Below are 26,225 nucleotides of genomic sequence, written 5' to 3'. Positions count from 1 at the left end.
TCACACCTCGTCGTCACGCTGCAGTTCGAACAGCAGCAGCGAGCGCCCGGTCACGCCGTACTCGTGGTCGAACTCAAAGCGTTCCTGGCCACGCACTGCTGGCTCGTTGGTGTCGAGCATGCAGGTCCAGAACTCACCCTCTGGCACCGGCGGCAGACGGAAATTGACCACGTCGTGGTGGGCGTTTACCACCAGCAACAGAGTGGCGTCGGCACCTGCACGGCGAATCCCGGTTTCCTGGGCGCGGCCATCCATCAGCATGCCCAGGCAACGGCCGTGGCTGTCTTCCCACTGTTCGGTGGTCATCTCGTTGCCGTCCGGCGACAACCAGGTGACGTCCTTGACGCCGATGTCTTCGTTGTAGTCGCCCACCAGGAAGCGGCCACGACGCAGGATCGGGTAGGCCAGGCGCAGCTTGATCAGGCGCTTGACGAACTTGAGCAACGCCTTGCCGTCATCGTCCAGTTCCCAGTTGACCCAGCCGATCTCGCTGTCCTGGCAGTAGGCGTTGTTGTTGCCGTGCTGGGTGCGGGCGAATTCATCTCCGGCCACGATCATCGGCGTGCCCTGGGCCAGCAGCAGCGTGGCAAAGAAGTTGCGCATCTGGCGCAGGCGCAGTGCGTTGATTTCCGGGTCGTCGGTCGGGCCTTCCACGCCGTGGTTCCAGGACAGGTTGTTGTTGCTGCCGTCCTGGTTGTTCTCGTCGTTGTCTTCGTTGTGCTTGTCGTTGTAAGACACCAGGTCATGCAGGGTGAAACCGTCGTGGGCGGTGATGAAATTCACCGAGCTGTAGGGGCGGCGGCCACGATGGTTGAACATCTCGCCCGAGGCGGTCATGCGCCCGGCGAAGTCTGCCAGTTGGCCGTCATCGCCTTTCCAGAAGGCACGCACGGTGTCGCGGAAACGGTCGTTCCATTCAACCCAGCCCGGTGGGAAGTTACCCACCTGATAGCCGCCGGGGCCGCAGTCCCATGGCTCAGCGATCATTTTCAACTGGCGCAGCACCGGGTCCTGGCGGCAGGCCACGAGGAAACTGTGGCGCTCGTCAAAACCGTCGCGGTAGCGGCCGAGAATGGTCGCCAGGTCGAAGCGGAAGCCATCGACGTGCATTTCGGTGGCCCAGTAACGCAGGGAATCGGTGACCATCTGCAGCACGCAGGGGTGGCTCAGGTCCAGGGTGTTGCCGGTGCCGGAATCGTTGATGTAGAAGCGCTTGTCGTCGGGCATCAGCCGGTAGTACGAAGCGTTGTCGATGCCGCGCATGGACAGGGTCGGGCCCCGCTCGTTGCCCTCGGCGGTGTGGTTGTAGACCACGTCGAGGATCACTTCCAGCTTCTGCTCGTGCAGGTGCGCAACCATCTCCTTGAACTCGGCGATCTTGCCGCTGGCCAGGTAGCGCGGGTCGGGGGCGAAAAACGCAATGCTGTTGTAGCCCCAGTAGTTGGTCATGCCTTTTTCCAGCAAGTGCTGGTCGTTGACGAAGGCATGCACCGGCAGCAATTCCACCGACGAAATGCCCAACTGGCGGATGTGCTTGAGCACGTCATCTTCCATCAACCCGGCACAGGTGCCGCGCACGTCTTCGCCGACCGAAGGGTGACGCATGCTGATGCCGCGCAAGTGGGTTTCGTAAATGATCGTACGGTCCCATGGCACCCGCACCGGCTGGTCGTTGCCCCAGGTGTGCGCCGGGTCGATGACCTTGCACTTGGGCACGAACGGTGCGCTGTCACGCTCGTCGAAACTGAGGTCGTCATCCGGGTGGCCGATGGTGTAGCCGAACAGCGCTTCGGACCATTTGAGTTCGCCCACCAGCTGTTTGGCGTAGGGGTCGATCAGCAATTTGTTGTGGTTGAAACGATGCCCATTGGCCGGATCATAAGCTCCGTACACACGGTAGCCGTAGATCAGCCCAGGGTGGGCGTCGGGCAAGTAACCGTGGAATATTTCGTCAGTGTATTCGGGCAATTCGATGCGCTCGAGTTCCACTTCGCCGGTGTCATCGAACAGGCACAGTTCGACTTTCTCGGCGTTGGCCGAGAACAGCGCGAAGTTCACACCCAGGCCATCCCAGGTAGCGCCGAGGGGGAAGGGCAAACCTTCACGAATCCGCGACGGCTCGTTACCCGGCGTCGATGGGGTCTTATGGGGTTTGCTCATTGAGTTGCTCCTGCAAGGCTATTTTTTCGGGCCGAACGCGGCCCTGCTGACGTGTGTTCAGCGGATGAGAAGAAGAGTGAAGTCGCCTTTTGCCGACAGCGCCGGCAAAAGGTTCGTGGCGCCGTGCGCGTTAAGCCTTGGGCTTTTTCGGCGCTGGCGGCTTCTTGGCCGCCGGGGGCGCCGGTTTGCTCGCGGTTGGCGCAGGTGGCTTGGCCTTTGCCGCAGGCTTGGGGGCGGTCTTGGGCTTGGCGGCGGGCTTGGGTTTGCTCGGCGTCAGTGCTTCGGCTTCGGCCAGCTTGCGCGCCATCTCCCAGTGGCGCGCGTCTTCCCCGTGGGGTTTGCCTTCAGACTCCCAGATCTGATGCGCCAGTTCGCGTATGCGTTTGTCTTCAGTACTCATCACAATGCTCCTCACAGAAAATTTTCAGCTTTCTTGATCATCAGAATTGATAAAGACATTGACCGGGAAATCCCCCAGGGCAGTGCTGATCAACAGCTCCTTGTCTGGTGTGACTGCGCCTGTATGAAAAAGTCCCTTCCAGTTTTGCGTTGGCATGGCGAACGGTAATTTCACCCGGGTATCGCCCCAAACCTGCGCATTGATCTGGGGATGCACACCGTTTTCAAGCAGGTCATGGGACCAACGTGGCACCACCACCAGCAGGCGTTTGCCTTGGTGTTCGCGGCAGAACGCGACCACGCGTTCGGCGTGTCGGCCGACGACTTCCAGTGCTGTATAGCGGCCGTTGCGGAACACGTCCGGATGGGCCTTGCGCAAGGCCAGTACGTGGGCAATCAATGTTTGCTTGATACGCCCGTCACGCCAGTTGAACAACAGTTCGCCGATGTCCGGCAGGGTATTGAGTGCGTGTTGCCGCGCGGTGAAATCCACCGGACGACGGTTGTCCGGGTCCACCAGGCTGAAGTCCCAGAACTCATCGCCCTGGTACAGGTCCGGCACACCCGGCACGGTAATGCGAAGCAAGGTTTGCGCCAGTCCGTTGACCGCGCCGGCGGGGGCGATGGCCTGGGCGGCGCTGCCGATTGCGCTGCGCAGCGGCTGACCTTCATCACTGAGCAGCAGACGTGTGAGAAAGGCTTCGACCCCCTGTTCATAGGCCTCGTTGGGCGCGCTCCAACTGCTCTGCAACTTGGCTTCGCGCAGGGCTTTTTGTTGCCACTGCCACAGTCGCTGGTGATAGCCCTCGAAGTCTTCGGCCTGGTCCAGCGGCCAACTGCCCAGCAGCACCTGATACAGGATCAGCTCATCGCCGGCCGACGGTGTGGTCGCGTCGTCGCGCAACGGTGCTGCCAGGGTGCGCCAATGCTCCACTTGCTCGACGTACCACGGCGCGCACTCGCTGAGCACGGCCAGGCGCGCACGGGTGTCTTCGCCACGCTTGTGGTCATGGGTGGCGGTGGCCAGCAGGTTGTCGGGGAAGGCCTGCAAACGCTGTTGATTGATGGCGTGAAACTCGGCCAACGGCGCGCTGAACTGCTCGGTACTGAAGCCCACATCGTTGCGCGACAGCAGCACGGCCGAGCGGTAGAACGCGGTGTCTTCCACGGCCTTGGCGGCAGCCGGCGAGGTCAGTTGCTGGAAGCGCACACAGGCATGCTTAAGGATCTTGCGCTCACGGCCCACCGGGCGATTGCGCCAGGGTTGGCCGCCGAGCCATTTTTCCAGGTGTTCGAGCACCGGCCAGTCGCCCTCGCCAAGTGTCGTACGGGCGCCGTCCAGGGCCTGCTGGAACACTTTGTCGTCGTCGGCGCTACGGCCGCGGGCGCTGATATAGGTGCGGTACACCGGGAAATGCACGATCAGCTCCTGCAACGCGCGACGGATCGCGCCGAGGGTCAGGTCGCGGGTCATCACATCGTCGCGGGCCACTTGCAACAGGGCCTGGGCCACGCTTTCAAAGTCGCCGCCGAGGGAGCCGTTGAGGATTTGCTGGCGGGCCAGCCGCGCCTCTTCGATAAACGCCGAGGGCCGTTCGCTGTGCCGCGTCCATAAGTCCGCCAGCGGCGCAAAGCCCTCGGGATGGTGTTGCAGCAGCGACAACTGGTTCATGAATTCGTAGCCGGTGGTGCCGTCCACTTGCCAGTCTTCGCGCAGGGTTTCGCCCTCGCCGAGGATTTTTTCCACGAAGATCGGCAAGTGCCGCTCGGGCGACAGCGAATCCACCCGACGCCGCAGCTTGCGGCAGTAACCGCGCGGATCGGCCAGGCCGTCGATATGGTCGATGCGCAGGCCATCCACCAGGCCTTCGCTGATCAGTTCGAAGATCTTGCCATGGGTGGCTTCGAACACAGCGGTGCGCTCCACGCGCAACCCGCCGAGTTCGTTGACGTCGAAGAAGCGCCGCCAGTTGATGTCGTCTGCCGCCGTGCGCCAGCTGGCCAGGCGATAGGCCTGTTGCTCGAGCAGGTGGTGCAGACGGTTGAAGCCCTCCGGCGTGCGTCCGTCGAACTCGGTCAGCCGCTGTTCGATAGTCTCCAGGACTTCTGTGGCGCGTTCGGCCAATACCTGCTTGAGCCAGGCGGCTTCGGCGTAGGCATCATCCTGATAGGCCAGGGCGCTGAAGCGGTCGGCCAGAGGTTTGAGCCGCTCGTCGGCACCGAGGATGGCCGCGTAATCCCGTGGGCAGATAGGGAAGCGGTGTTCGTAGTGCTCAACGTAAAACACGCCGTGGGCTGCATCGAAATGCAGCGTCAGCGTACCGCTCTGCAAAGCTTCGCCGTAGTCGCTGCCGAGGAAGGGCATGAGCAATTGGCCCTTGAGCAGCGGGTCGGGCGAATGCCATTGGATGTCGAAGAATTCGCTGTAGGGGCTCAACCGGCCCCATTCCAACAGGTCCAGCCACCAAGGGTTGTCGGCGCCGCCCACAGCCATATGGTTGGACACGATATCGAGGATCAGCCCCATATCGTGTTCGCGTAGGGCTTCGACCAGACGGCGCAAGGCCGGTTCGCCGCCCAGCTCCGGGTTAACGCTGGTGGGGTCGACCACATCGTAGCCATGCATGGAGCCGGCGCGGGCGCTCAACAATGGCGAGGCATACAGGTGGCTGATGCCCAATTGGGCGAAATACGGCACCAGGGGTACCGCGTCATCCAGGGTAAAACCTTTGTGAAATTGCAGGCGCTGGGTAGCGCGCAGGGGGAGGGCTTTCATCGGTCTCGCTCATAGGCTTGGTTGCGCGCGACGGCCAGCAGTTCGAGGCGGCGCGCGGCACCGGCGTTGTCGAGGAGGCTGGAAGCCTCGCCCGGTAAACGACGGCGCCAATTAGGGTGGGTGTCGGTGGTGCCGGGCAGGTTGGCTTGTTCTTCGAGGCCCAGGGCGTCTTCCAGCGGCAACAGCACCAGCGGCGCACGGGTGTGGCCGAGGTAGCGCACGCTGGCGTCGATCATGTGGTCGGTTTCGTTGCGGATCTCATCGACGAAGTTCTGCGGGTCCTGGCTCAAGGCCTGGCGCAGCGCCTGGCGTTCACGCAGGCGGTGTTCGCTCCATTGCTCCACGGTAGGGGCATCGATCAGGCCCAGCTGGACGTTCCAGTCGATATCACGGCTGTGCCACCAACCGTTGAGGGTCGGCAAATCGTGGGTGCTGGTGGTGGCCAGGGCGTTATCCGGCCAGTCCAGGATCGGGTTGAACTGGCCATCGTGGCCCTGTTCGAACAACAGCACGCGCATGCCGAGGATCGAGCGGGCGATGAGTTTTTCGCGCAGCCCATCGGGCACCGTGCCGAGGTCTTCTCCGAGCACGATGGCCTGGTGGCGGTGGGATTCCAGCGCCAGCAGGCGCAACAGGTCGTCTACCGGGTAATACAGGTAAGCGCCTTCACGCGGCGAGGCGTCCATCGGGATCACCCACAGGCGTTGCAGGCCCATTACATGGTCGATGCGCAAGCCGCCGGCATGGGCGAAGTTGGCCCGCAGCATCTCGATAAACGCGCGGAAGCCGTTGCGCTTGAGACCCTCGGGCGAGAACGCGGAAATGCCCCAGCCCTGGCCGGCGCGGTTAAGGATGTCGGGTGGCGCGCCCACGGTCAGGTCGGCCAGCAACTCATCCTGGCGGCTCCAGGCCTGGCTGCCACCGCCGTCGGCGCCGACGGCCAGGTCAGCGATCAAGCCGACCCCCATGCCGCTGCCTTTGGCGGCTTGTTGGGCGCGCTCCAGGCAACGGGCGATCAGCCATTGGCCGAAGGCGTAGAAGCCGATCTCGGCGTGATGCTCTTCGGCGAACGCAACCAGCGCAGGGCTCTGCGGCGAACGCCACTCTTCGGGCCAGTGGCGCCAGTCAAGGTCCTCGCCTGCAGCGGCGCGCACAGCCTGTACGGCTTCGAAGCGGCAATGGTTTTCCAGGGCCTCGCCACCGGCCTGGCGAAAGCTCAGAAAGTCGGCGTGCTGCGGGTGATGGCCGTGACGGAAGTCTTCATACAGCGCGCGTAGCAGGCGCTGTTTGGCCTGGGCGGCGACGGGCCAGTCGATCAGGGTGTGCTGTTCCAGCGCGTGCAACTCTTCTTCCAGGCCAATGGCTTCAATCGCATTGCGCACCTCGCGTTCACCCAGAATACAGGCGGGCGAGGCATACAGGCTGTTGAGGAACAGGCGGCTGGACGGCGAGTAAGGGCTGTAGCGTTCGGTGTCGGCACTGAACATCGCGTGCATCGGGCTGATCGCGAGGGCATCGGCGCCGCGTTCGGCGGCGGAGCGGGCCAGGTGTTCCAGGGCCAGGGTGTCGCCGAAACCGCCATCGCCCAAGCGGCGCAGTGAATACAGCTGGGCGCTCAGGCCCCAGGCGCGGGCGGGCCGGGTGTCCACCGCTTCGGCCACGCTGTAGCAATGGGTGGGCGCGACGGCCAAGGTGAAGCTTTGGTCGTCGATATGCACCTGGTGGTAGCCCAGGGCGATAACGCCGGGCAATACGGAGTTGCCGTCGAGGCGCAGCTCCAGGGTCTCGCCGCCTTCGAGGTTGACCCGGCACAGGGTGTCAGGTTCGAAGTAGCGCGCCAGGTCGAGGCCTTCACCGCTGTCGACGGTCATCAGGGGCGGCAGGTGCTTGTCTTGTTGCACGCGCTCCAGTTCAAGCAGGCTGGCGTTGATGTCGGCATCGCTGTCGGCCGGGTGGCCCAGGCCTTTGAGAACCGCGCGCAGGGCGTCGGGTGTCACTCGTTGCGGGCGGCCGTTTGCATCGATCCAATCGACGGCCAGGCCCGCGCGGCTGGCGAGGATTTCCAGGTTCGCTTCGCTCAAGGGTGCTCTCCAACAGGGGATAAAGTGACGCGGGCGCTGAAGGGCGGCAATTGCGCACCTTGCAGGGCCGGCGTTTCAAACAGGACCGGCGCGGTCGCCGGGTGATCCAGCGGCGTGGCGCTCAGGTTCAGGTCGATCTGCAGCAGGCTGCCGTTACCCAGGCGCCAGCGCGCACTGACGGCCGCGTAGGCAAGCACCTGCGCGCCCAATGCCTCGGCGCCCGGCAGGTGCGGCACGATATGCCGATGGCGCAGGCTGAGCAGTTGGCGATAGAGCTGAGCGTGTTCGTTGCCGGCGATCACCGGGGCCGATTGCTCGAATGTCGACAGCGCGTTGGGGTCGGGGATGCGTTCACGTCGCTCGGGATCGTGGAACGCTGCGAAGTCGGCAAACTCATTGCGCCGGCCTTCACGGACCGCTTCGGCCAGTTCACCGTGGTGGTCGGTAAAAAACAGGAACGGCTCGCTGGCGTTCGCCTCATCCCCCATGAACATCAGCGGAATCATCGGCGACAACAGCAGCAGGGCGGTTGCAGCCTTGAGCGCCTGGGGCGAGCAAAGCTGGTGCAGGCGTTCGCCCAGGGCGCGGTTGCCGATCTGGTCGTGGTTCTGCAGGAAGGACACAAAGGCCGTGGGCCGCAGTTCACTGCTCGGCTCGCCACGTTCATGACCATGGCGGGTGGTGTGGCCCTGATAGATAAACCCTTCGCCCAGGCAGCGGGCGAGTTTGGTCGTGGGGTCCTGGGCAAAGTCGCTGTAATAGGCATCGGTTTCGCCGGTCAGCAACACGTGCAGCACGTTATGGAAGTCATCATTCCATTGCGCGTCGAAATCCTCCTTGAGCAGGCTGGCCTGGTTCAGCTCGTTTTCCAGCACCAGCCACACATGACGACCGGTATCCACCTGCTGGCGTACCCGATGCGCGAGTTCCTGGAGGAAACCGGGGTTGTCGATAGCGTGCACCGCGTCCAGGCGCAGGCCGTCGAAGCGGTACTCGAGCAGCCACATCAGTGCGTTGTCGAGGAAGAAATTCCGCACTTCACGACGCTCGAAGTCGATACCGGCCCCCCACGGCGTGTGCACGTCTTCCTGGAAGAAGCCCTTGGCGTATTGGCCCAGGTAATTGCCGTCAGGGCCGAAGTGGTTGTAAACCACGTCGAGGATCACGGCGAGGCCGTGCTCGTGGGCGCTGTCGATCAGGTGTTTAAGTTGCTCGGGCGAGCCGTAGGAGGAGTGCGGTGCGTAGGGCAGCACGCCGTCATAACCCCAGTTGCGCTCACCGGGAAATTGCGCCAGCGGCATCAATTCAAGCGCGGTGACGCCCAGCTCGGCCAGGCGTGGCAGGTGCTTTTCGACTTCGGCGTAGCCGCCCATCGCGCCTACGTGCAATTCGTAGATCACCGCTTCGTGCCAGGGACGGCCTTGCCAATTGGCGTGGCGCCATGGGTAGGCGAGCGGGTCGACTACCAGGCTCCAACCATGCACGTCCGAGGCCTGGGCACGGGACGCGGGGTCGGGAACATCCATTTCCCCATCAATGTTGTAGCGGTAGCGCGTGCCCGCCGGGCACTTTACTTCAGTCTCGAACCAGCCATCTGCCTGGGGCAGCATGGCGATGGATTTACCGTTTTCCAATTCAACGCTGACATAAAACGCGTCTGGCGCCCACAAGGCAAAACGCGTGTGTTGCGCGTCCAGCATGATTGCGCCGTGGGGCCAGGTTTCCAAAGTCCGTAACGGCATCTATGAAGACCTCCCTTGATTATTTAGTCGATTTCCCCAAGGCCTTGGCCACCAGTTGTTCATACAGCTCGGCGTACGGTTCCACCGCCTGGCACCAGTTGAAGGGTTGGGTCATGGCGCGGCTGCGCATGGCGTTGAGCAGGCCTTTATTGGCGAATACCCGGAACGCGCGGCTCAGGGCTTCTTCGTAGCTTTCTACGGTGGACTCATTGAACAGGAAGCCGGTGACGCCATTCTCGATGGTGTCCGCCAGCCCGCCGGTATTACGTGCCACCGGCAGCGAGCCGAAGCGCTGGGCATACATCTGGCTCAGGCCGCAGGGCTCGTAGCGCGAAGGCATCAGCAGAAAGTCACTGCCGGCGAACATGCGCCGCGCATCGGTCTCGTTGAAGCCGATGCGTACACCGACCTGGCCTGGGAAGCGCAGCGCCAGTTCACGCATGGCCTGTTCTTCTTCCGGCTCGCCGCGCCCGATAATCGCGATCTGGCCGCCGTTTTCGACGATAAAGCTGGCTACTGCTTCGGTGAGGTCCAGGCCCTTCTGGTAAACCAGGCGCGAGACCACCGCGAACAGCGGGCCGGTGGAAGCATGCAGGCCGAACAGTTCGCGCACGTGGTCGGCGTTGACGGCCTTGCCTTCCCAGTCACCGATATTGAAGTTATGGGTCAGGTGCGTGTCGGTGGAGGTTTCCCAGCTTTCATCGATGCCGTTGGGGATGCCACTGAGCAGGCCTTGCTGGGTCTTGGCGGCGAGGAAACCGTCGAGACCACAGCCGAATTCCGGCGTGGTGATTTCCTGGGCGTAGGTCGCGCTCACGGTGGTGATGTGGCTGGAATACGCCATGCCCGCCTTGAGGAACGACATCTTGCCGTAGAACTCCATGCCTTCCTGCTGCAGGGCGTGCGGCGGAATGCCCAGCTCCGGTGTAGAGGCCAGGCTGACCACGCCCTGATAGGCGAGGTTATGAATGGTGAACAGGGTCGGTGTGCGTGACCCACGCCAGTGCATATAGGCGGGTGCCAGGCCAGCGGGCCAGTCATGGGCGTGCACCAGGTCCGGGCACCAGTGGATCTGGGCGAGGTTGGCGGCCATGTCGGCAGCGGCCAGGCCCAGGCGGGCGAAGCGAATATGGTTGTCCGGCCAGTCGCGACCGTTGTTGGCGCCGTACGGCGTGCCTTCGCGCTCGTAGAGCTCGGGGCAGATCAGCACATAGATGACCAGGCCGTCCTTGAGGTCCATGCGCCCGATCTTGCACGGCGGCAACGCGGCGTGGCCACCCAGCTCACCGATGATATGGATCGGGTTGTCGCTTTCCATCACCTGCGGATAACCGGGGATCAGGACGCGAACATCGTGCAAATGAGCCATGGCGCGCGGCAGGGCCGCGGACACGTCGCCCAGGCCACCGGTTTTCACCAGGTCGGCGAACTCGGAGGTGACGAACAATACCTTCTTTCGATTGGGATTATTACTCACGATCGGCCGCACAGTGTTGGGCAGGTCGGCCAGTGACGTTGGCCCCTCTGCCGCCTTACTAAAACGCTCTCCCTGAGTATCTACAGCGGCACTGATCATAGTTCTCTCCCAATGTTGGTTGGCTAATGGCCCGCTGCCACTAGCTCCGAAGACCGCATCCTGCGGCCAGGCGCACAAGCGCTATACAAACTGGCAAGGCTTATGCCAGTTGCACGGTCGGCTTAAATAGATTGGATAGACGGGCATCGGGCTGTGAACCGTATGCGCTCGCCTTACCTTAAAACTGGACCTACGGCAGAGTTCGAAAGTTTCGATTTTTTGCGGGGTTTTTGTTTTGGAACGGACCCATCGGTCATCAGTCTAGGACAGATCCCAGAGCCTGTAGGGTTTATGTGGGAATTTTGTAGGACAAAAACTTGTAACGATATGCGAAGTTGTACGCGACGAGATTTTTGTGGGGGCGGGGGGCCTGTGGAGAGGGAGCTTGCTCCCGCTGGAATGCGAAGCGCTCCCTGGATTTCAGGGCCGCTTCGCGCCCCAACGGGAGCAAGCTCCCTCTCCACAGTAGCGCAGCTGCCCTGTAATGGTGCGTCAGCCGAGCACGCGAATGGGCGCGCCCTTGGTCCAGGCCTGGATGTCTTCAATCATCTGCTGATAGAACTGCCGGTAGTTCTGCTCGCTTACATAGCCCACATGCGGCGTGGCGAGTACGTTGGGCAAGTGGCGGAACGGGTGATCGACCGGCAGCGGCTCTTCGGCGTACACATCCAGTGCCGCGCCTGCCAAGCGACCAGCGGTCAATGCCTGCACCAGCGCCTGCTCATCCACAATCGGCCCGCGCGCGGTATTCACCAACCGGGCCGTCGGTTTCATCCAGCTCAATGCCTCGGCGTCGACCAGGCCACGGCTGCGGTCGCTGAGCACCAAATGAATCGTGAGAATGTCGGCCTGCTCAAACAGCTCGCGCTTGCTGACCCAGGTCACCCCGGCTTGCGCCGCGCGCTCCGGCGTGAGGTTTTCGCTCCAGGCCAGCACCCGCATACCGAATACCTGGGCGAACTGCGCGACCTTCTGGCCAATGCTGCCCAGCCCGAGAATGCTCAGGGTCTTGCCGTACAGGTCGCCTCCCAGGCCCACCTGCCAGCCACCCGCGCGCAGTGAGCTGGCTTCGGCCAGCAGATTGCGCGTAGACGCCATGATCAGCGCCCAGGTCAGCTCCGGCGCCGCTTGCTTATAGCTGTCGGTGCCGCACACCTGGATGCCCAGGGCCTTGGCGGCGGCAAGGTCTATGGCGGCATTGCGCATGCCGCCGGTGACCAGCAACTTGAGGTTGGGCAGACCCTGCAACAGGGCTCTGTCGAAGGTCGAGCGTTCACGCATGACGCAAATAACCGCGAACCCCTTCAAACGCTCAATCATCGTGGCGGTATCTGCCGGGTAATCGTGCAGGAAATGCACCTGCCCCACGGCCTCCAGCACCGACCAATCCACCACGCCGCTGGCCACATTCTGCCAATCATCAATGACTGCGATCTGTACCGACATGCTCGCGTGCCTCGAAAAAGTTGGATTAAAGGGCGTTCAACCCCTGCAACAGCGCCTGGTGAAACTTCGCGGGCTCTTCCATCTGCGGTGCATGGCCCAGGCCTGGAAACTCCACCAGTGTGGCGTGGGGAATCAGTTTGGCCACTTGCTTGCCCAATACCGCGTAGTTGCCGATCCTGGCCTTGACCGCCGGCGGCGCAATGTCTTTGCCGATGGCGGTGGTGTCGGCGGTACCGATGAGCAGCAGGGTGGGCATCTGCAGGTTCTTGAACTCGTAGTACACCGGCTGGGTGAAGATCATGTCGTAAATCAACGCCGAGTTCCATGCGACCAGCGTGTGCCCGGGGCCATTGCTCAGGCCCGCATACATGTCTACCCAACGCTCGTACTCAGGCTTCCAGCGCCCGACGTAATACGTGTTGAGCTGGTACTTGCGAATCCCCTCGGCGCTGACTTTTTGCTCCCGCGCATACCATTGGTCGACGCTGAGCGAGGGCACGCCCAAGGCTTTCCAGTCTTCCAGGCCAATGGGATTGACCAGCCCGAGCTGTTCGGTCTGCTCGGGGTACATCAGCGCGTAACGGGTGGCGAGCATGCCGCCGGTGGAATGGCCGAGCAGCGTGGCCTTCTGAATACCGAGTTTTTCCAGCAGTTGGTGGGTGTTGAGGGCCAACTGCTGGAAGCTGTACTGGTAGTGGTCGGGCTTGCTGGAACTGCAGAAGCCGATCTGGTCCGGTGCAATCACCCGGTAACCGGCGTCGCTCAAGGCCTTGATCGTGCTTTCCCAGGTGGCGCCGCAAAAGTTCTTGCCATGCATCAGCACTACGCTGCGACCGTTGGGTTGCCCCTTGGCCGGCACGTCCATGTAGCCCATTTGCAGGGATTTACCCTGGGATTGGAATTGGAAATGTTCGAGGGGATAGGGGTATTGGAAGCCTTGCAGCTCAGGGCCATAGCTGGCGGCGAACGCCGGGGCGATGCTGGCCGTCAGCAGGCCGGCGATGCAAAAAGCACGGGATAGAGGCATGGGCGGGGCTCCGAGTAGGGTGCTCGGATGCTGTTTGCGGGGGATTAACGGGGGATTAACACCCACTGCAAGGTGATAGCGGCGAGTACCGCGTATCGCAGGCCCTTGGCCAGGGTCACCAGCAGCAGGAACCGCCACAACGGCTCACGCATCACCCCGGCCACCAACGTCAGCGGGTCGCCTATGACAGGCACCCAACTGAGCAGCAGCGTCCAGTGCCCCCAGCGTTGGTAATGGTGGCGGGCTTTTTCCAACTGCTTGTCGCTGACCGGAAACCAGCGGCGCTGCTTGAAGTGCTCCACCCAGCGTCCCAGCCACCAATTGACCAGCGAGCCGAGGACATTGCCCAAGGTGGCAATCCCCAGAAGTAACCACAGGCTGTAATGCCCGCTGATCAACAGGCCGACCAGCACCGCCTCCGATTGCAGCGGCAGTAACGTCGCCGCGCCGAATGCGGCGAGAAACAGCCCCAGGTAACCCACCGGCACCGATCAGTGCGCCGGGTAGTCCGCCACCACCACATCCTGACCGTCGCGGGTCAGGCCGATGACTTGATACGCCTCGGCATGACCCTCTATTTCCATGCCGGGCGAACCCATGGGCATGCCCGGTGCGGCGATTCCCAGCAGGTCGTCGCGCTTGCGCAAGGCCAATACCTGCTCGGCGGGCACATGGCCTTCGACGAACTTGCCGTCGATCACGGCGGTATGGCACGAGCCCAGGCGCGGGGCCACGCCGAGGCGTCGTTTGACGGCGCTCATGTCGGCTTCGACATGGTCGTTGACCTTGAAGCCGTTGCTTTCCAGATGGCTGATCCACTTTTTGCAGCAGCCGCAATTGGCGTCGCGGTGCACATCGATGGGGATCAGGTCGGCGGCCTGGGCCAAGGTGGTGGTGAGCAGCGCTGAAAGCAGGGCCAATCGCAAGGGGGTTTTCATCGAGGTCTCGTCCAATACCGGGCAGTAGGCGGGGCATTCTCCCTGCTTTTTCGCAGAGGGCGTCGCGGTAATGTTTCAAAATTATACAGAGTGCGAGTTTTCCATCCGCTGCTTGAGACGGTCCAGTGCAATCGCCGACAGCTCGATCATCCGTTCATGGAGGCTGGCCAACTGCAATTCGGTTTCATAGGTCAGCACGCGCTTGAACAGGGTGCCGTCGCGAAAGGCCTGCAAAAAGTAGTGAATCGAGCCGTCGACCGCCAGTGAGGTGAACACCGTCTTGAACTCGTCGGGACGCCGGGCGATCTGCACGCGGTAGCTCATGGGCACGCGTACGCCCAGCAAGTCGATCATTTCGGTAAAGCGTGCACCGGCGTGGAGTGGGCCGGTGGTGCCGGTGTCGGCACCGAGGGAAGTGGGGTGCCATTCGTGCCAGCGATCCGGTTGGGTCACATAGTCGTAAACGGCATCGATAGGGGCCTGGATAAAACGTTCCTGACTGATCCGCTCCAATCGGACCGACTGCTCGGCAGCGCGCATGGCACACCTCCTGTGTGGCGGGGCTGAACACTTGGAACTGTCAGAATAGTCCCACTCCCGCACATTGCACGGGAGTGTTTCAGCCATTTATCAGCGCACCTTGAAACGGCTCATCAATGCAATCACCCGGCCATTGGCGTCCAGCAGGCTTTGCGTATTGGTTTCCGTGGCATGCCCGCTTTGCACCAGCTCTTCGACCATATGTCGGATATGCACCATGCTGCGGTTGATCTCTTCGGTCACCGCACTTTGCTGCTCGGCGGCGGTGGCGATCTGGGTGCTGAGGTTATTAATATGGCTGACCGAACCGGCCATTTCGTCGAGGCCGCTGTTTACCCGCGCCGTGGCATCCGCCGCCGACTGGCAACTGGCCTGGGTGTTTTCCATGGCCGCTACCGACGAACTCACACCGGTGGTCAGGCGCGCGAGCATCTCATTGATCTGCGAGGTGCTGGCCTGGGTACGCGCTGCCAGTGCGCGGACTTCGTCTGCCACCACCGCAAAACCACGGCCTTGCTCGCCAGCCCGCGCGGCTTCAATCGCGGCGTTGAGAGCCAGCAGGTTGGTCTGGCCGGCAATCGCGCCGATCACGCCGAGGGTTTCGGTGATGCGCGCGGCGTCCTGGCGCATGTTCTCGACGGTGTGGGTGGCACTGGCGACTTCGCCGATCAGCGCGCTGACACTGGTGGACGCTTCACCCACCACCACGCGGGAGCGGTCGGCATGTTCGTTGGCGCGTTGGGTGAACGAGGCGGTTTCCGCTGCGTTTTGCGCCACGGTGTCGGCGGTGGAGCTCATTTCGGTGATCGCGGTGACGGTCTGGTCGGTCTCCGAGGCGTGGCGCACCAGGATGCTGTTGGTGTGCGCCGAGGTGTGCTGCAATTGCTCAAGGCCCGATGACATGGCCCCGGTGGCCTGGGTCACTTCGCCGATCATGTCTTGCAAGTAGACGATAAAGCGGTTCACCGAATGGCCGATGGCGCCCAGTTCGTCTTCGGCGCGGATGGTGATGCGCCGCGTCAGGTCGGCATCGCCGGTGGACAGCGCGTCGATGTTGGTCTTCAGGGTTTTCATGCGCTGCACCAGTTGGCGGATCGCATACACCGCCAGCAGCACCAGCAGCAACACCATGGGAATCTGCAGCAGGGCCAGGCTGCCGAGCACGTCATCGCGCTGGGCGGTGATCAGCGAGGTGGGCAGGGCGGTGGCGAGGAACCACGGTGTGCCTTCGATGGGGCGCATGTAGAAGGTGCTGGCCACGCCCTGGTTGTCGAACTCGCTGCGCTGCAAGGCCTGGTCGCGATGGGCGAGGGCTTTGCTGACCTGGGTGGCAAAGGCTGAGGTTCCGGTCAACTCACTGATGTTCTTCAGGACCACGGGGCTGCTCAGGCGTGTGCTGTTGCTGATGATCTTGCCGTCGCCTTCGACGATCAGCATCTGCCCGCCGATGTCCTTTTCCTTGCTCGCAACCAGTTCGTTGAAGAAGCCCAGGGTCACGTCGATGGTGGCCACGCCGTACGCCGCGCCGTCACGCTGGATCGCCATGGCGCAGTTGGTGCGTGGCTCCTGGCTGGCGTCGTCCTTGTAGGCCGCGGCCCAGGCACATTGGCCGCGTGGCGAAGCGAGGCCGCCCTTGTACCAGCTCTGGTCGTAATAGTTGGGGGCGGGGTCGCTGTTCCAGAACGTGTTCACTGCCAGCTTGCCCGCCGCATCACGGTGCCAGAAGGTGCTGTGTTTATTGCGCCCCGGCGTGCGCTGGTTGGGCAGCGGCCAGATACCACCACCGAAGACCTTCAGCTCACCATATTGGTCGACCAGGCCGGGCAGGACCTTGTCGATGGCATCGCTGTCGAGCAGCGGGATGGTTTGGGTGATGGTGCGTTGCTGGGACTGAACCTTGTTCAGTTCGCCCTGGATCTGTTCGGCCACCTCACTGATGCGGTTGAGCACCACCTGTTCTTCGGTATGGCGCAGCGTGGGCGCGACCAACTGGCCGATACCGACGACGGTCAACACGAATAGCACCAGGACGAACAGCACCAGAAACAGGGTATAGCGAGCTTGGATGGAGCGCAGTGGGGGCATGGGGGTCGTCCTTACGAAGCGTTTATTATTGACGCGGCTTTTTGGAGCTTCGTAGGGCTATCGGCTTGGCGAGGAAGAGCTTTAGGTACGATGGTGCAAGAAAACAGGAGCACCGATTAACGGTGCCCCCTCTGAACAGCGTGGTTTATATCTCAAGCATCGCCATCACGGCTTCGGGGTAGCGCAGGCCGGCGGTTGCATCGGCGGGGAAAATCGCATCGAGTGCCGCACGCTCGGCCGAGCTGAGGTCGAGCGATACGGCCGCGACGTTTTCCTCCAGGTACTTGCGTTGTTTGGTACCGGGGATCGGAATGATGAAGTCGCCTTGTGCCAATACCCACGCCAATGCCAGTTGCCCGGCGGTTACGCCTTTGTCTGCCGCGAGGGTTTGAACCTGCTTCACCAACGCCAGGTTCTTCGCGAAATTTTCGCCCTGGAAGCGCGGGTTGGTGCGGCGGTAGTCATCGGCATCGAAGTCATCCGGGCTTTTCAGGGCGCCGGTCAGGAATCCTCGGCCCAGTGGGCTGTAAGGCACAAACGCAATCCCCAGGCGTTGGCAGGCCGCGAGGCAGCCGTTGCTTTCCTGGTCGCGGCTCCACAGGGAATATTCGCTCTGCAGGGCGCTGATCGGGTGCACGTTATGGGCGCGTTCCAGCGTGGCGGCGGATGCCTCGCTCAGCCCCAGGTAACGCACCTTGCCTTGCTGCACCAGTTCGGCCATGGCACCGACGGTTTCTTCGATGGCCACCTGTGGGTCGATACGGTGCTGGTAGTAGAGATCCAGGGTGTCCACCCCCAGGCGCTGCAAGGTGCCGTTGATGGCATCGCGAATGTACTCGGGGCGCCCGTTTACCCCACGCAACGCCGGGTTGGTTGGGTCACGCACGATGCCGAACTTGCTCGCCAGGAACACCTGGTCACGTTTACCGGCAATGGCTTTGCCGATCAGTTGCTCATTGGTATGGGGGCCGTACATATCCGCGGTATCGAGAAAGTTGACGCCCAACTCCAAGGCGCGATGCAGCGTGGCGGTTGCCTCCGTGGTGTCGGTGCCGGGGGTGTAGAAGTCGGTCATGCCCATGCAGCCGAGGCCGATGGCAGAGACCCGTGGGCCGTTTTTTCCGAGTTGACGAGTGTGCATGGGTTCAGCTCCTGAGTGGGGAAGGGCTCCATTGTTACTCTCGACAAAATTGGGATAAACCGGCTAAAAGCACTATCACTATTCGTAATATCTAAATAATCCGCGTAAGGAGTCGCCCGTGGACCGTTTCAACGCGATGCGCGTATTTACCCGAATTGTTGAACTGGGCGGGTTTGCCAAGGCCGCCGACAGCCTGCAACTGCCGCGCGCTTCGGTGACTATCCTGATCAAGCAATTGGAAGCGCACCTGGGCGTGCAGTTGCTGCAACGCACCACGCGCCAGGTGAGCCCGACCCTGGATGGCGCTGCGTATTACCAGCGCTGCGTACAGTTGCTCACCGACCTGGAAGAAACCGAGGCGGTGTTCTCCACTCGCCGCCAGAACCCGCGCGGCACCTTGAGTGTGGACATGCCTTCGGGCATCGGGCGCTTGATTGTGATTCCCGCGTTGCCGGCGTTCACCGCGCGCTATCCGCAGATCGAATTGGACATAGGCCTGAACGACCGCCCGGTGGACCTGATCCGCGAAGGTGTCGATTGTGTGCTGCGTGGCGGCCTGGCCTTGGATGAGTCGCTGGTAGCCAGGCCTTTGGCAATGATGGACCAGTTGACCTTGGCGAGCCCCGGGTATCTGGAACGCATGGGCGTACCCGCGTCCCTTGAGGACTTGGCCAATCACCAGATGGTCGAGTATGTCTCCACGGCCAGTGGCAAGCGGTTCGGCCTGGAGTTTCTGGTCGACAACGCCGTGCGCCCGATCCATTTGCCCAAGCGCGTGGCGGTCAACAGCTCCGACGGCTATTTCGCCGCGTGCGAAGCCGGCTACGGCCTGATTCAGGCGCCGCACTATCACGCGATGCGGCAACTGGCCCAAGGCAGCCTGGTGCCCGTGCTGGCGCAATTGCCGGTGCCGAAAATGGCACTGACGGCGCTGTATCCGCCGCATCGCCAGTTGTCGCAGCGGGTGAGGGTGTTTGTGGATTGGCTGGTTGAGCTGTGCAGCCAGCCAGGCACCGGTTTGCAACGCTAGGCCTGGGCCACGTGCTGACCGGCGTGCGGCTGGCCATCGGGATGTTGTCGGGCGTGCTGGTGCCATGCGAAATGCTCGGGGCCATTGGGGGTCTGGCCCTGGGCTATGGTTTTCGCGTGGGGGAAACCTACTGCGTCCGGTATATCTGTAGATCCCCCGGAACGCCTCCAGCATTTACCGGTTTGGCAGGGTCTGTCGCATGGTTCCTCAGCCTCATGCCCGTAGGGGCTGAGTATTTTGGATGGGTGTAGACACCAACGCCGATGCCACCAGTCAACTCAGCCAGGCCGGGGACGCCTTCGGAGGTATTCATGTGTGAATGCCCCACCAACGCCGCCCATTTTTCAGTGCCGGAATTTGCCTGGATGGTTTCTGCGGCATAGTAGTTGAACTCTCTGAGTCGTTTTTCAGAGCCGGCGCCTGTGGTGGTTGGCACGCGCGCGTCGTGAAGGTCCTTATGCCGTGTGAGGTAATAGTGGTCGAGCGGCAAGACTTCTATGCCGTTGTCACTGAGCTTTTTTTTCAGCTCTTCAAATGTCGGGTTAGTGCGAGGGGTTTTGGTTTGCCCGATGATGCCAATGCCGTCATCCACAAGCCCGTGGGGCATATCGATCAAGCCTTCGAAATAAAATTTTTTGACGCCTTGGGTTTTTAACGTTTCGACGTTTTCGAAAATTGTCCGGAAACTCGCCATCTGTTTATGGCTTTCCCCAAACACCACGCCGTCCGAGGCTTTATAGGCCTCTTCAATCAGCTCGGGTACAGACACCTCTTTCGGCATCGGTGGCAGGGTTGGGCGTGCCGGAAGCCCCGAATGCTTCAGCGCATCGTAGTAATCGTCCATTTCCTGTTTGAATTTGTTCATCGTTGCCAGCTTGGTATCCGGTTTGAAATGGTCCGCCTCCAGTTTCCCCCGCATGCTTTCGACATAGTCGCCCTCGGGCAATGGTTTTCGAACACGTAGCGACCGACCGCTGCTGTCAATGGGGTTGAATCTCTGCCCATGACGCTGCCTGGGTGAGTGCGTCAATGGCGACCTGGGTGACAGTGTGTCAAGCGGGTTGAAATCGTTCAGGGGCGTCCCGTAGGGTTTCATCTTGGCCGCGTCGTAGGCATACCGTTGTCCATTAGAGAGGATCGTGTCTGCCTCATAGGTCTGGTCCGCGATCTTGAACGTGCCGCGTGTGATGGGCCCATGCTCGCGGCTGACAGCCTGGATTAACGTGCCACTGGTGGCCTTGATCTTGTCCACGCCCTTGCCGATCATCTTGACGCTACCCTCGATGAGATTGCCCACCCCACTGACAGGATTGAGTTCGCCGATAAGGGTGGTGCCGAGGATTTTGGCGATCTTGAGGGCCTTGGTCGTCGCGCTGACCGCCTTGGCGCCGACTTTGGCCACTTTCGCTGCCGTGCCCACACCGGCAGTGACAAAGCCGAAGATATCCATGCCCAGGTCGACGGCGCCATCCAGGTAGTTGCCCTCGACAAAGTTCTGGATCGCCGATTTGAACGGAATCAGGTCAAGGAAGAAATTGGCGAGTTTCGACTGGGTTTCCATTTGCCGGTCGAAGGTTGTCGCTCCCTCGGCCTCCTTGATCACATCTTCGTTATCGATATCCAAGTGTTGGATAAACACGTCGGTGAGGGCCTGCGTCCGGGTACTGGAAAAGCTGTTGGGAACGGGCAGTGGGTTTGGGGCTTTCTGGCTTTGTTCAAACACCGTTTCAGCCATACCTTTGGGGGGGAACGCTTCTATGGGGTAGACCCGGTTGGCGTTGCGCTCGCGCTCTTGGGTCAATACGGTGTCGGGAACGGGTTTAACAGTGCCTTGCTTTAAATCCACTTCATAAACCGTTTGGCTATTCACCCCCGTGGACTTGATCAATAACCTGTGATTTTTTTCCGTCAGGGTTCGGTCGGTAAAGCCCATACCCAGGGTGTAGGTATGGTTTTGATAGAACTCAAGTTTCCCATATTCCAGATTCTCCCGGTCCTTGAGCGGAAGCTGACTGATCATTTGCTTGACGGCCGTGGCGATGCCTTTTTTCCGAGTGCTCATGGCCTGGGTGAGTTCTGCGTCGAACACTTGGTTTACGTCGAATTGCAGGGACTTGCCTCGTGTGGCATCGATGATCCGATCGTCTGTGGATTCCCACTCATACTGATGCAGCCCGCTCATCGCGATATCCAGCAACGAGTGTGGGCCGGCGGGCGCCCGATTGGGGTCATAGAGCGGTTGGACGTAGGGCTGTGTGGTGCTCTTTACGGTCAGGAGTTTCTCTTCAAAAGGCACGTTCTCGCCAAACCTTTCTTTCAGCTTGGCCAGGGCGATTTCCCTGCGACTGGGGATTTTGGCTTCGATCTGGTCGCTGGCATTTACCCGCGCATCGGCCTGCAGGTTGAAGGCGCCTCTGACCTTTTCAATGTCGCTGGTGTTGTACCGAGCGGCTTCATCTTCAGAGAGCACGCCGTTGACGACGCCCCAGGTCCGCAGCGCGGCGGTCTGTGCCTGCTGGGTCACGTCCAGGTCTTGCAGGCCGGCATTTTCGGCTTCCAGCATGACTTGGGCAAAGGTCATATTGGGGACTTTACCCGGTGTCTGGGCTTCTATCGTAGCCGCTGCGATGGACAGGCTGACCCAGGCTGGACTTCCATAGGTCACGTTGGCAGGGATGTCTTTGATCAGCAGTTCGGGGGCTTTCCTCGCCAGTAACAGGTAAGCGCCGACCTTGGCCATTCCAGGCGTGGTGTGGCCTTCGTTATCCAAATGCGCGCTGAGGTTGCCCAACAGCGCTGAAGCGGGTTTGCCCCAGTGATCTCGCTGTGCCAGATCGAAGCCGGCAACCTTGTTCGGCTGGGTCTCGGCAATGGATGACGGATCCAGCAGCAGATGCATGGCGGCCAACAGGTAGTCGTTCACGCTGGAGTCGGTGGCAATACCGTTCAACTGAGCCTGCAAGACTTTGCCCAACGCTTGCGCGCGGGGCGTGCCAAGGAGCGTTTCCAGCGCCTTGGCCGGATCTTTGATGGCCTCGGCGGAAAGTGGCTGGTTGCTGTTCAAGTACTCCAGCACACTCGGGCTTACCCCCATCCGTGGTGGGTTCGAATGCTGGGTCGCATAGCGCCGGGCGGCGTCCACCAGCGAACGTTGCCCATCGGCCCCCAACGGTAGTGGCCAGGACAGCGCGCCACCAAAGTTGCCCAGAGGGTGTTCCTGGGCTCTGTTGAGCACCGCGTCCGCCAGGGCGGTCAGGGCAAAGTGGCTGGTGGGTATGCTCAAGCCGGACGACCTGATGTAAGCCTCAAGCGTGACGGTGGCACCGGCTTCGGACGAGGAGGACTCGGGATGAATATCGATGGTCGTCGTTTTCAGCGCGCCCAGGATGGCCTGGGGCGTTGCGTCCGCGCCCAGGCGTTTGGCGGTTTCGTTGAGTGTTTGCCCCAGGGTCCGCAGGTTGTGCTTGTCTGCCTGCGCCTGCTCCAAACCGGCATTGGCAACACGCTTGTGGCGGTGTAAATGCAGGGGCGTGGCGGGTTGTGGGGCGGTGGACGACTGGTCGGGCGCTGGCTGGCTTTGGCTATCATTTTGGGGGGAGGGCAGAAAAGAGTGACGCGGGTGGATGGATACGGAAGAGGGAGTCTGCATGGGTGGGTACCTTTTTTGACGTATCAACAAAGGCGCCTGTTATTAGGAGGTTCCCTGTTCCCCAGACGCCCCTTTTGGGTGCGGAAAACACCCGCCGGGGTTCCTTCTCGAAGGCATGCAGTGTGTAAGGTAGGATGTAGATGCTCGCGTGAGTGTTTCAATGCACTCGTCCATCCATCGTGCAAGCCCAGCGGCCCACTGCCGTGGGAGTGAGCGGCACGCCGGACGAGCCAAAGTTTTTCATCACCTGTAACATAAGCCCCTGTCGACCTCGGTGCATCCCGTCGCCCGGGTATGTGCCTGGCCTGTTCGGCGCTACACAGTGGATAACTCTTCCGGTTCAGGAACCCGTCATGACCCAAAAGCAACGCTTGAAATACTCGATTCTGATCGCCCTGGCCGTACTGGCGACGATGTTTGGCCTGTCCTACCTGCAGAACATCGGGTTTATCAGTGAGAAGACGTTCCAGACCATCGCCATTGCCGTCGCAGTGGTCGTAGTGGTGATCAACGGCATCATGCGCCGCAAGGTCAAGCTTTAAGGTCTACCTCGAGCGTCGAGTACCTTCGCAGCCTCTTCATGGAGGCTGTAGCTTTTATCGGCGTTGAGGGTGATCACACCCTCGCTGCACAGGCGCTTGAGCACCTCGCGCACACTCAGGAACGACAACGGGATACCCAGCTCCAGTAAATGGCTGTGCACGCCGCGCACACCCAGGGTGCGCTGGTTGTCGGCGGCGGTGAGCAGGGCGTCGATGACCTTCAGCCGAATCAGGCTGGTGCGCAGACCGAAACACTTGAGCAAATGGCGAATACGCTGGTTGCCTTGCTGTTCGGGCGCTTTGCCGAACGTTTGTGCGCCGCTGCCACGCTGAGCATCGGCGGCAGGTGAATGTCCGTCCGTGGGCACTTGCGGGTTATACATGCAAAAAACTCCTTATCAGAGCCTGATCAGGAAAATGATGGCGCTCTTAGTAATAAGACGAACGAGCGAGCGAAATCATGAAGTGCAGGATGTAGAAAATTTGTCGGTATCGGTTTTGTCACATCTGTGTCGCCTTGAATAAACGCGTTCCAGCATTAAATTTTTCCCGGTCTTTTGCGTTCTTACGGTGGGGTAGCTACCCCCTGTGAGGGTGTTCAATTTGACTGCGGAGTCGGCGTGATTATTTCCAACGGGTTGTCCAGGGTGTGTGTGGCGGGGCTGTTGCTGGGGTTGAGCCTGGCCGCATCGGCGCGGGAACAGGTGACGCAAGCGTCGGCGGAAATCCGGCGTACCAGTTTCGGCGTGCCGCATATTCGCGCTACCGACGAGCGCGGCCTGGGCCTGGGCATCGGTTACGCCTATGCCCAGGACAACCTGTGTCTGCTGGCCAATGAAGTGGTCACGGTGAACGGCGAGCGAGCCAGGTACTTCGGCCCTGAACAGTCGACTCTGGAAGAGCGCAACAACCTGGCCAGCGATGTGTTTTTCACCTGGCTGAACACACCGGATGCCGTGGCTGCTTTCTGGAAGGCGCAGAGCCCGCAGATCCAACAGCGCATGCAAGGTTACGTGGCCGGTTACAACCGCTACCTGAGAGAGCACGGCACGCCAGCCCAGTGCCAGGCCGCCTGGGTGCGGCCGCTGATGGTTGAGGACCTGGTGAAATTGACCCGCAGGCTATTGGTGGAGGGCGGTGTCGGCCAATTCGCCGAAGCCCTGGTCGGCGCCAAGCCGCCTCAGGCAACGGCGAGTGTGCAGCCCAGCGCCAAGGCGTTTGAACTGGCCGCCGCCAATCAACAGCGCTTCAGCCTCGATCGTGGCAGCAATGCCGTGGCGGTGGGCCGCGACCGTTCGTTCAATGGCCGTGGCATGTTGCTGGCCAACCCTCATTTCCCGTGGGTGGGCGGCATGCGCTTTTATGAAATGCACCTGACCATTCCCGGCCAGCTGGATGTGATGGGCGCCGCGTTGCCCGGCCTGCCGGTGATCAATATCGGCTTCAACCAGCATGTGGCATGGACCCACACGGTGGACACGTCCAAGCATTTCACCCTGTATCGCCTGACGTTGGATCCCAAGGATTCCACGCGCTATATGCTGGATGGAAAATCCATCCCCCTGGAAAAAACCTCGGTGACGGTGCAGGTCAGGCAAGCGGACGGCAGCGTGAAACCGGTGACCCATCCGGTCTATAGCTCGCAGTTCGGACCCGTGGTGCAATGGCCCGGCAAGCTGGATTGGGACAGTCACCACGCCTTCAGCCTACGCGATGCCAACCTGGGCAACGACCGCGTGCTGCAACAGTGGTACGCAATGAACCGCGCGGCCAGCCTCAAGGATCTGCAAACCTCGGTGCACACCCTGCAAGGCATCCCGTGGGTCAATACCCTGGCCGCCGATGACCAGGGCCAGAGCCTGTACATGAACCTGTCGGTGGTGCCCAACGTCAGCGCGGCCAAGCTGGCGCAATGCAGCGACCCACGTGCCGGCCTGCAGATGATCATGCTCGACGGCGCCCGCAGTGCCTGTGCCTGGGACGTTGACCCGCGAGCCGCCCAGGCCGGCATCTTCCCCGCCGACCAGTTGCCGCAACTGGAGCGTAGCGACTACGTGCAGCACTCTAACGATTCGGCGTGGCTGGCCAACCCCAAGGCACCATTGACCGGCTTCTCCCCGGTGATCAGCCAGGACCACGTCGGCCTCGGCCCGCGCGCACGCTTTGCCTTGCAACGCCTGCAATCCCTGGAGACGCGACCGATCAGCGTCACCGACCTGCAAAACATGGTCATGGACAACGAGGTCTACCTCGCCGGCCAGGTCATGCCCGACCTGCTGGCGTTCTGCGCCAAACACCTTGGCACCGACGCGGCTGCGCTCAAGCCACTGTGCACCAGCCTCAATGACTGGGACCGACACGCCAACCTCGACAGCGGCCTGGGCCTGGTGCACTTCATCAATCTGATCGAACACCTGCAACAAATCCCCGATGCCTGGCGCGTCGCGTTCGACCCGGCCCAGCCCCTCACCACCCCACGTGGCCTGGCCATCGAGCGTGCACCCGTGGCCAAGGCCCTGCGCGAAGCCATGCTGGCCTCCACCGCAGCCGTCGACACACTCGGCCTCAACGCCGACAGCAAATGGGGGGATGTCCAGGTCAGCGGCCAAACCCCGATTCACGGCGGCCCGCAGGAACTGGGGGTCTACAACGCCATGCAAACCGTGCCCCGGGCCGACGGCAAGCGTGAAGTGGTCAGCGGCAGCAGCTACCTGCAGATCGTCACCTTCGACGACCAGGGCCCACACGCCCAAGGCGTGCTCGCGTTTTCCCTGTCCAGCAACCCGGCATCCCCCTACGCTAAGGACCAGACCCAAGCGTTCTCACAGAAAAAACTCCGCCCGCTGCCGTTCACCGACGCCCAGATCAAGGCCGACCCGCAGTACCAGCAGCAGCTCATCAAGGAGTAGGGCAGGCACGCAACCCCTTGATGCCAATACGAAATATTTTTGAAATCAAGGGGTTGCAGGCAAAAGCAAATGAGTACATAATGGCGCCCATCGAACGCAACGAAGCATTAAAAACTTCAATGTATTCAATGAGTTAGAGTAGAGGCAGGGTTCTATAGCCCACTCAAGTTTTTATGCGGTGAAT

18 protein-coding genes and 1 pseudogene are annotated in these 26,225 nt (G+C 61.5%); 4 read left to right on the top strand and 15 right to left on the bottom strand.

From position 1 onward, the window contains the following. The 13 genes from glgX to HDC32_RS02690 all read right to left on the bottom strand — a co-directional run bounded on the left by glgX (nt 1) and on the right by HDC32_RS02690 (nt 17,911). Nucleotides 1-2,160: a glycogen debranching protein GlgX gene (gene glgX, locus HDC32_RS02750; protein WP_131696148.1), complete on the bottom strand. Its 2,160-nt coding sequence runs from the start codon at nt 2,158-2,160 to the stop codon at nt 1-3. Between the two features lie 130 nt (nt 2,161-2,290). Further along, complete coding sequence (locus HDC32_RS02745) at nt 2,291-2,560, bottom strand: DUF2934 domain-containing protein (RefSeq protein WP_131696149.1); 270 nt, start codon at nt 2,558-2,560, stop codon at nt 2,291-2,293. Nucleotides 2,561-2,584: 24 nt separating this feature from the next. Continuing rightward, nucleotides 2,585-5,335: a malto-oligosyltrehalose synthase gene (locus HDC32_RS02740; RefSeq protein WP_184742394.1), complete on the bottom strand. Its 2,751-nt coding sequence runs from the start codon at nt 5,333-5,335 to the stop codon at nt 2,585-2,587. Further along, nucleotides 5,332-7,416: a 4-alpha-glucanotransferase gene (gene malQ / locus HDC32_RS02735; RefSeq protein ID WP_184742392.1), complete on the bottom strand. Its 2,085-nt coding sequence runs from the start codon at nt 7,414-7,416 to the stop codon at nt 5,332-5,334. Before malQ ends, HDC32_RS02740 begins: the two co-directional genes overlap by 4 nt. Beyond that, a complete protein-coding gene (gene treZ / locus HDC32_RS02730; RefSeq protein ID WP_184742389.1) occupies nt 7,413-9,158 on the bottom strand; it encodes a malto-oligosyltrehalose trehalohydrolase in 1,746 nt (581 codons plus the stop codon). Before treZ ends, malQ begins: the two co-directional genes overlap by 4 nt. A gap of 19 nt (nt 9,159-9,177) precedes the next feature. Further along, nucleotides 9,178-10,734, bottom strand: coding sequence for a glycogen synthase GlgA (gene glgA / locus HDC32_RS02725; protein WP_131696153.1), 1,557 nt, complete (start codon nt 10,732-10,734; stop codon nt 9,178-9,180). 492 nt (nt 10,735-11,226) lie between these two features. After that, nucleotides 11,227-12,180 (bottom strand): D-2-hydroxyacid dehydrogenase family protein, encoded by a 954-nt coding sequence (locus HDC32_RS02720; RefSeq protein ID WP_184742387.1) that lies wholly within the window; start codon nt 12,178-12,180, stop codon nt 11,227-11,229. A 25-nt stretch (nt 12,181-12,205) separates the two neighbouring features. Next, entirely contained in the window at nt 12,206-13,207 is a 1,002-nt protein-coding gene (locus HDC32_RS02715) for an alpha/beta fold hydrolase (protein ID WP_145337755.1), read from the bottom strand. A 44-nt stretch (nt 13,208-13,251) separates the two neighbouring features. Beyond that, nucleotides 13,252-13,695 carry a YqaA family protein gene (locus HDC32_RS02710; protein ID WP_131696156.1) on the bottom strand — a complete coding sequence of 148 codons (444 nt, stop codon included), beginning with the start codon at nt 13,693-13,695 and terminating at the stop codon, nt 13,252-13,254. A 3-nt stretch (nt 13,696-13,698) separates the two neighbouring features. Beyond that, nucleotides 13,699-14,145: a DUF411 domain-containing protein gene (locus HDC32_RS02705; protein ID WP_184742385.1), complete on the bottom strand. Its 447-nt coding sequence runs from the start codon at nt 14,143-14,145 to the stop codon at nt 13,699-13,701. Nucleotides 14,146-14,226: 81 nt separating this feature from the next. Continuing rightward, nucleotides 14,227-14,685, bottom strand: a complete 459-nt coding sequence (locus HDC32_RS02700) for an SRPBCC family protein (RefSeq protein WP_131696158.1) — start codon at nt 14,683-14,685, stop codon at nt 14,227-14,229. A gap of 90 nt (nt 14,686-14,775) precedes the next feature. Continuing rightward, on the bottom strand, nt 14,776-16,770 hold the full coding sequence (locus tag HDC32_RS02695) for a methyl-accepting chemotaxis protein (protein ID WP_131696159.1): 1,995 nt from the start codon (nt 16,768-16,770) through the stop codon (nt 14,776-14,778). Nucleotides 16,771-16,915: 145 nt separating this feature from the next. Next, the gene (locus HDC32_RS02690) at nt 16,916-17,911 is read right to left on the bottom strand and encodes an aldo/keto reductase (RefSeq protein ID WP_184742383.1); all 996 of its coding nucleotides are present in this window, start codon (nt 17,909-17,911) and stop codon (nt 16,916-16,918) included. A 118-nt stretch (nt 17,912-18,029) separates the two neighbouring features. Here HDC32_RS02690 and HDC32_RS02685 point away from each other — a divergent pair, with 118 nt between their 5' ends. Together HDC32_RS02685 and HDC32_RS02680 are read left to right on the top strand one after the other, a co-directional pair. Further along, nucleotides 18,030-18,941 carry a LysR family transcriptional regulator gene (locus tag HDC32_RS02685; protein ID WP_131696161.1) on the top strand — a complete coding sequence of 304 codons (912 nt, stop codon included), beginning with the start codon at nt 18,030-18,032 and terminating at the stop codon, nt 18,939-18,941. A gap of 2 nt (nt 18,942-18,943) precedes the next feature. Then, nucleotides 18,944-19,036, top strand: a pseudogene (locus HDC32_RS02680) (ABC transporter permease); the annotation flags it as partial. 32 nt (nt 19,037-19,068) lie between these two features. Here the strand turns inward: HDC32_RS02680 and HDC32_RS02675 are convergent. After that, on the bottom strand, nt 19,069-22,590 hold the full coding sequence (locus HDC32_RS02675; RefSeq protein ID WP_184742381.1) for a membrane-targeted effector domain-containing toxin: 3,522 nt from the start codon (nt 22,588-22,590) through the stop codon (nt 19,069-19,071). A gap of 353 nt (nt 22,591-22,943) precedes the next feature. Between HDC32_RS02675 and HDC32_RS02670 the strand changes: the two genes are divergently transcribed. Continuing rightward, on the top strand, nt 22,944-23,132 hold the full coding sequence (locus HDC32_RS02670; protein ID WP_027606724.1) for a hypothetical protein: 189 nt from the start codon (nt 22,944-22,946) through the stop codon (nt 23,130-23,132). Here HDC32_RS02670 and HDC32_RS02665 read toward each other — a convergent pair. Then, nucleotides 23,129-23,515: a fe2+ zn2+ uptake regulation protein gene (locus tag HDC32_RS02665; protein ID WP_184742379.1), complete on the bottom strand. Its 387-nt coding sequence runs from the start codon at nt 23,513-23,515 to the stop codon at nt 23,129-23,131. The two genes, HDC32_RS02670 and HDC32_RS02665, sit on opposite strands and share 4 nt — an antisense overlap. A gap of 237 nt (nt 23,516-23,752) precedes the next feature. Here HDC32_RS02665 and HDC32_RS02660 point away from each other — a divergent pair, with 237 nt between their 5' ends. Beyond that, a complete protein-coding gene (locus HDC32_RS02660) occupies nt 23,753-26,041 on the top strand; it encodes an acylase (protein ID WP_184742377.1) in 2,289 nt (762 codons plus the stop codon). The last annotated feature ends 184 nt before the right edge of the window (nt 26,042-26,225 follow it).

Origin of the sequence: Pseudomonas sp. JAI120 (genome assembly GCF_014207255.1) — a bacterium.
GTDB lineage: Bacteria > Pseudomonadota > Gammaproteobacteria > Pseudomonadales > Pseudomonadaceae > Aquipseudomonas.
This window is presented reverse-complemented; position numbering and strand designations above follow the sequence as displayed.

Bases quoted from the DNA above. Each gene is read 5' to 3' on its own strand.
- glgX (WP_131696148.1), bottom strand. From the start codon at position 2,160: ATGAGCAAACCCCATAAGACCCCATCGACGCCGGGTAACGAGCCGTCG.
- HDC32_RS02745 (WP_131696149.1), bottom strand. From the start codon at position 2,560: ATGAGTACTGAAGACAAACGCATACGCGAACTGGCGCATCAGATCTGG.
- HDC32_RS02740 (WP_184742394.1), bottom strand. From the start codon at position 5,335: ATGAAAGCCCTCCCCCTGCGCGCTACCCAGCGCCTGCAATTTCACAAA.
- treZ (WP_184742389.1), bottom strand. From the start codon at position 9,158: ATGCCGTTACGGACTTTGGAAACCTGGCCCCACGGCGCAATCATGCTG.
- glgA (WP_131696153.1), bottom strand. From the start codon at position 10,734: ATGATCAGTGCCGCTGTAGATACTCAGGGAGAGCGTTTTAGTAAGGCG.
- HDC32_RS02720 (WP_184742387.1), bottom strand. From the start codon at position 12,180: ATGTCGGTACAGATCGCAGTCATTGATGATTGGCAGAATGTGGCCAGC.
- HDC32_RS02715 (WP_145337755.1), bottom strand. From the start codon at position 13,207: ATGCCTCTATCCCGTGCTTTTTGCATCGCCGGCCTGCTGACGGCCAGC.
- HDC32_RS02705 (WP_184742385.1), bottom strand. From the start codon at position 14,145: ATGAAAACCCCCTTGCGATTGGCCCTGCTTTCAGCGCTGCTCACCACC.
- HDC32_RS02700 (WP_131696158.1), bottom strand. From the start codon at position 14,685: ATGCGCGCTGCCGAGCAGTCGGTCCGATTGGAGCGGATCAGTCAGGAA.
- HDC32_RS02695 (WP_131696159.1), bottom strand. From the start codon at position 16,770: ATGCCCCCACTGCGCTCCATCCAAGCTCGCTATACCCTGTTTCTGGTG.
- HDC32_RS02690 (WP_184742383.1), bottom strand. From the start codon at position 17,911: ATGCACACTCGTCAACTCGGAAAAAACGGCCCACGGGTCTCTGCCATC.
- HDC32_RS02675 (WP_184742381.1), bottom strand. From the start codon at position 22,590: ATGCAGACTCCCTCTTCCGTATCCATCCACCCGCGTCACTCTTTTCTG.
- HDC32_RS02670 (WP_027606724.1), top strand. From the start codon at position 22,944: ATGACCCAAAAGCAACGCTTGAAATACTCGATTCTGATCGCCCTGGCC.
- HDC32_RS02665 (WP_184742379.1), bottom strand. From the start codon at position 23,515: ATGTATAACCCGCAAGTGCCCACGGACGGACATTCACCTGCCGCCGAT.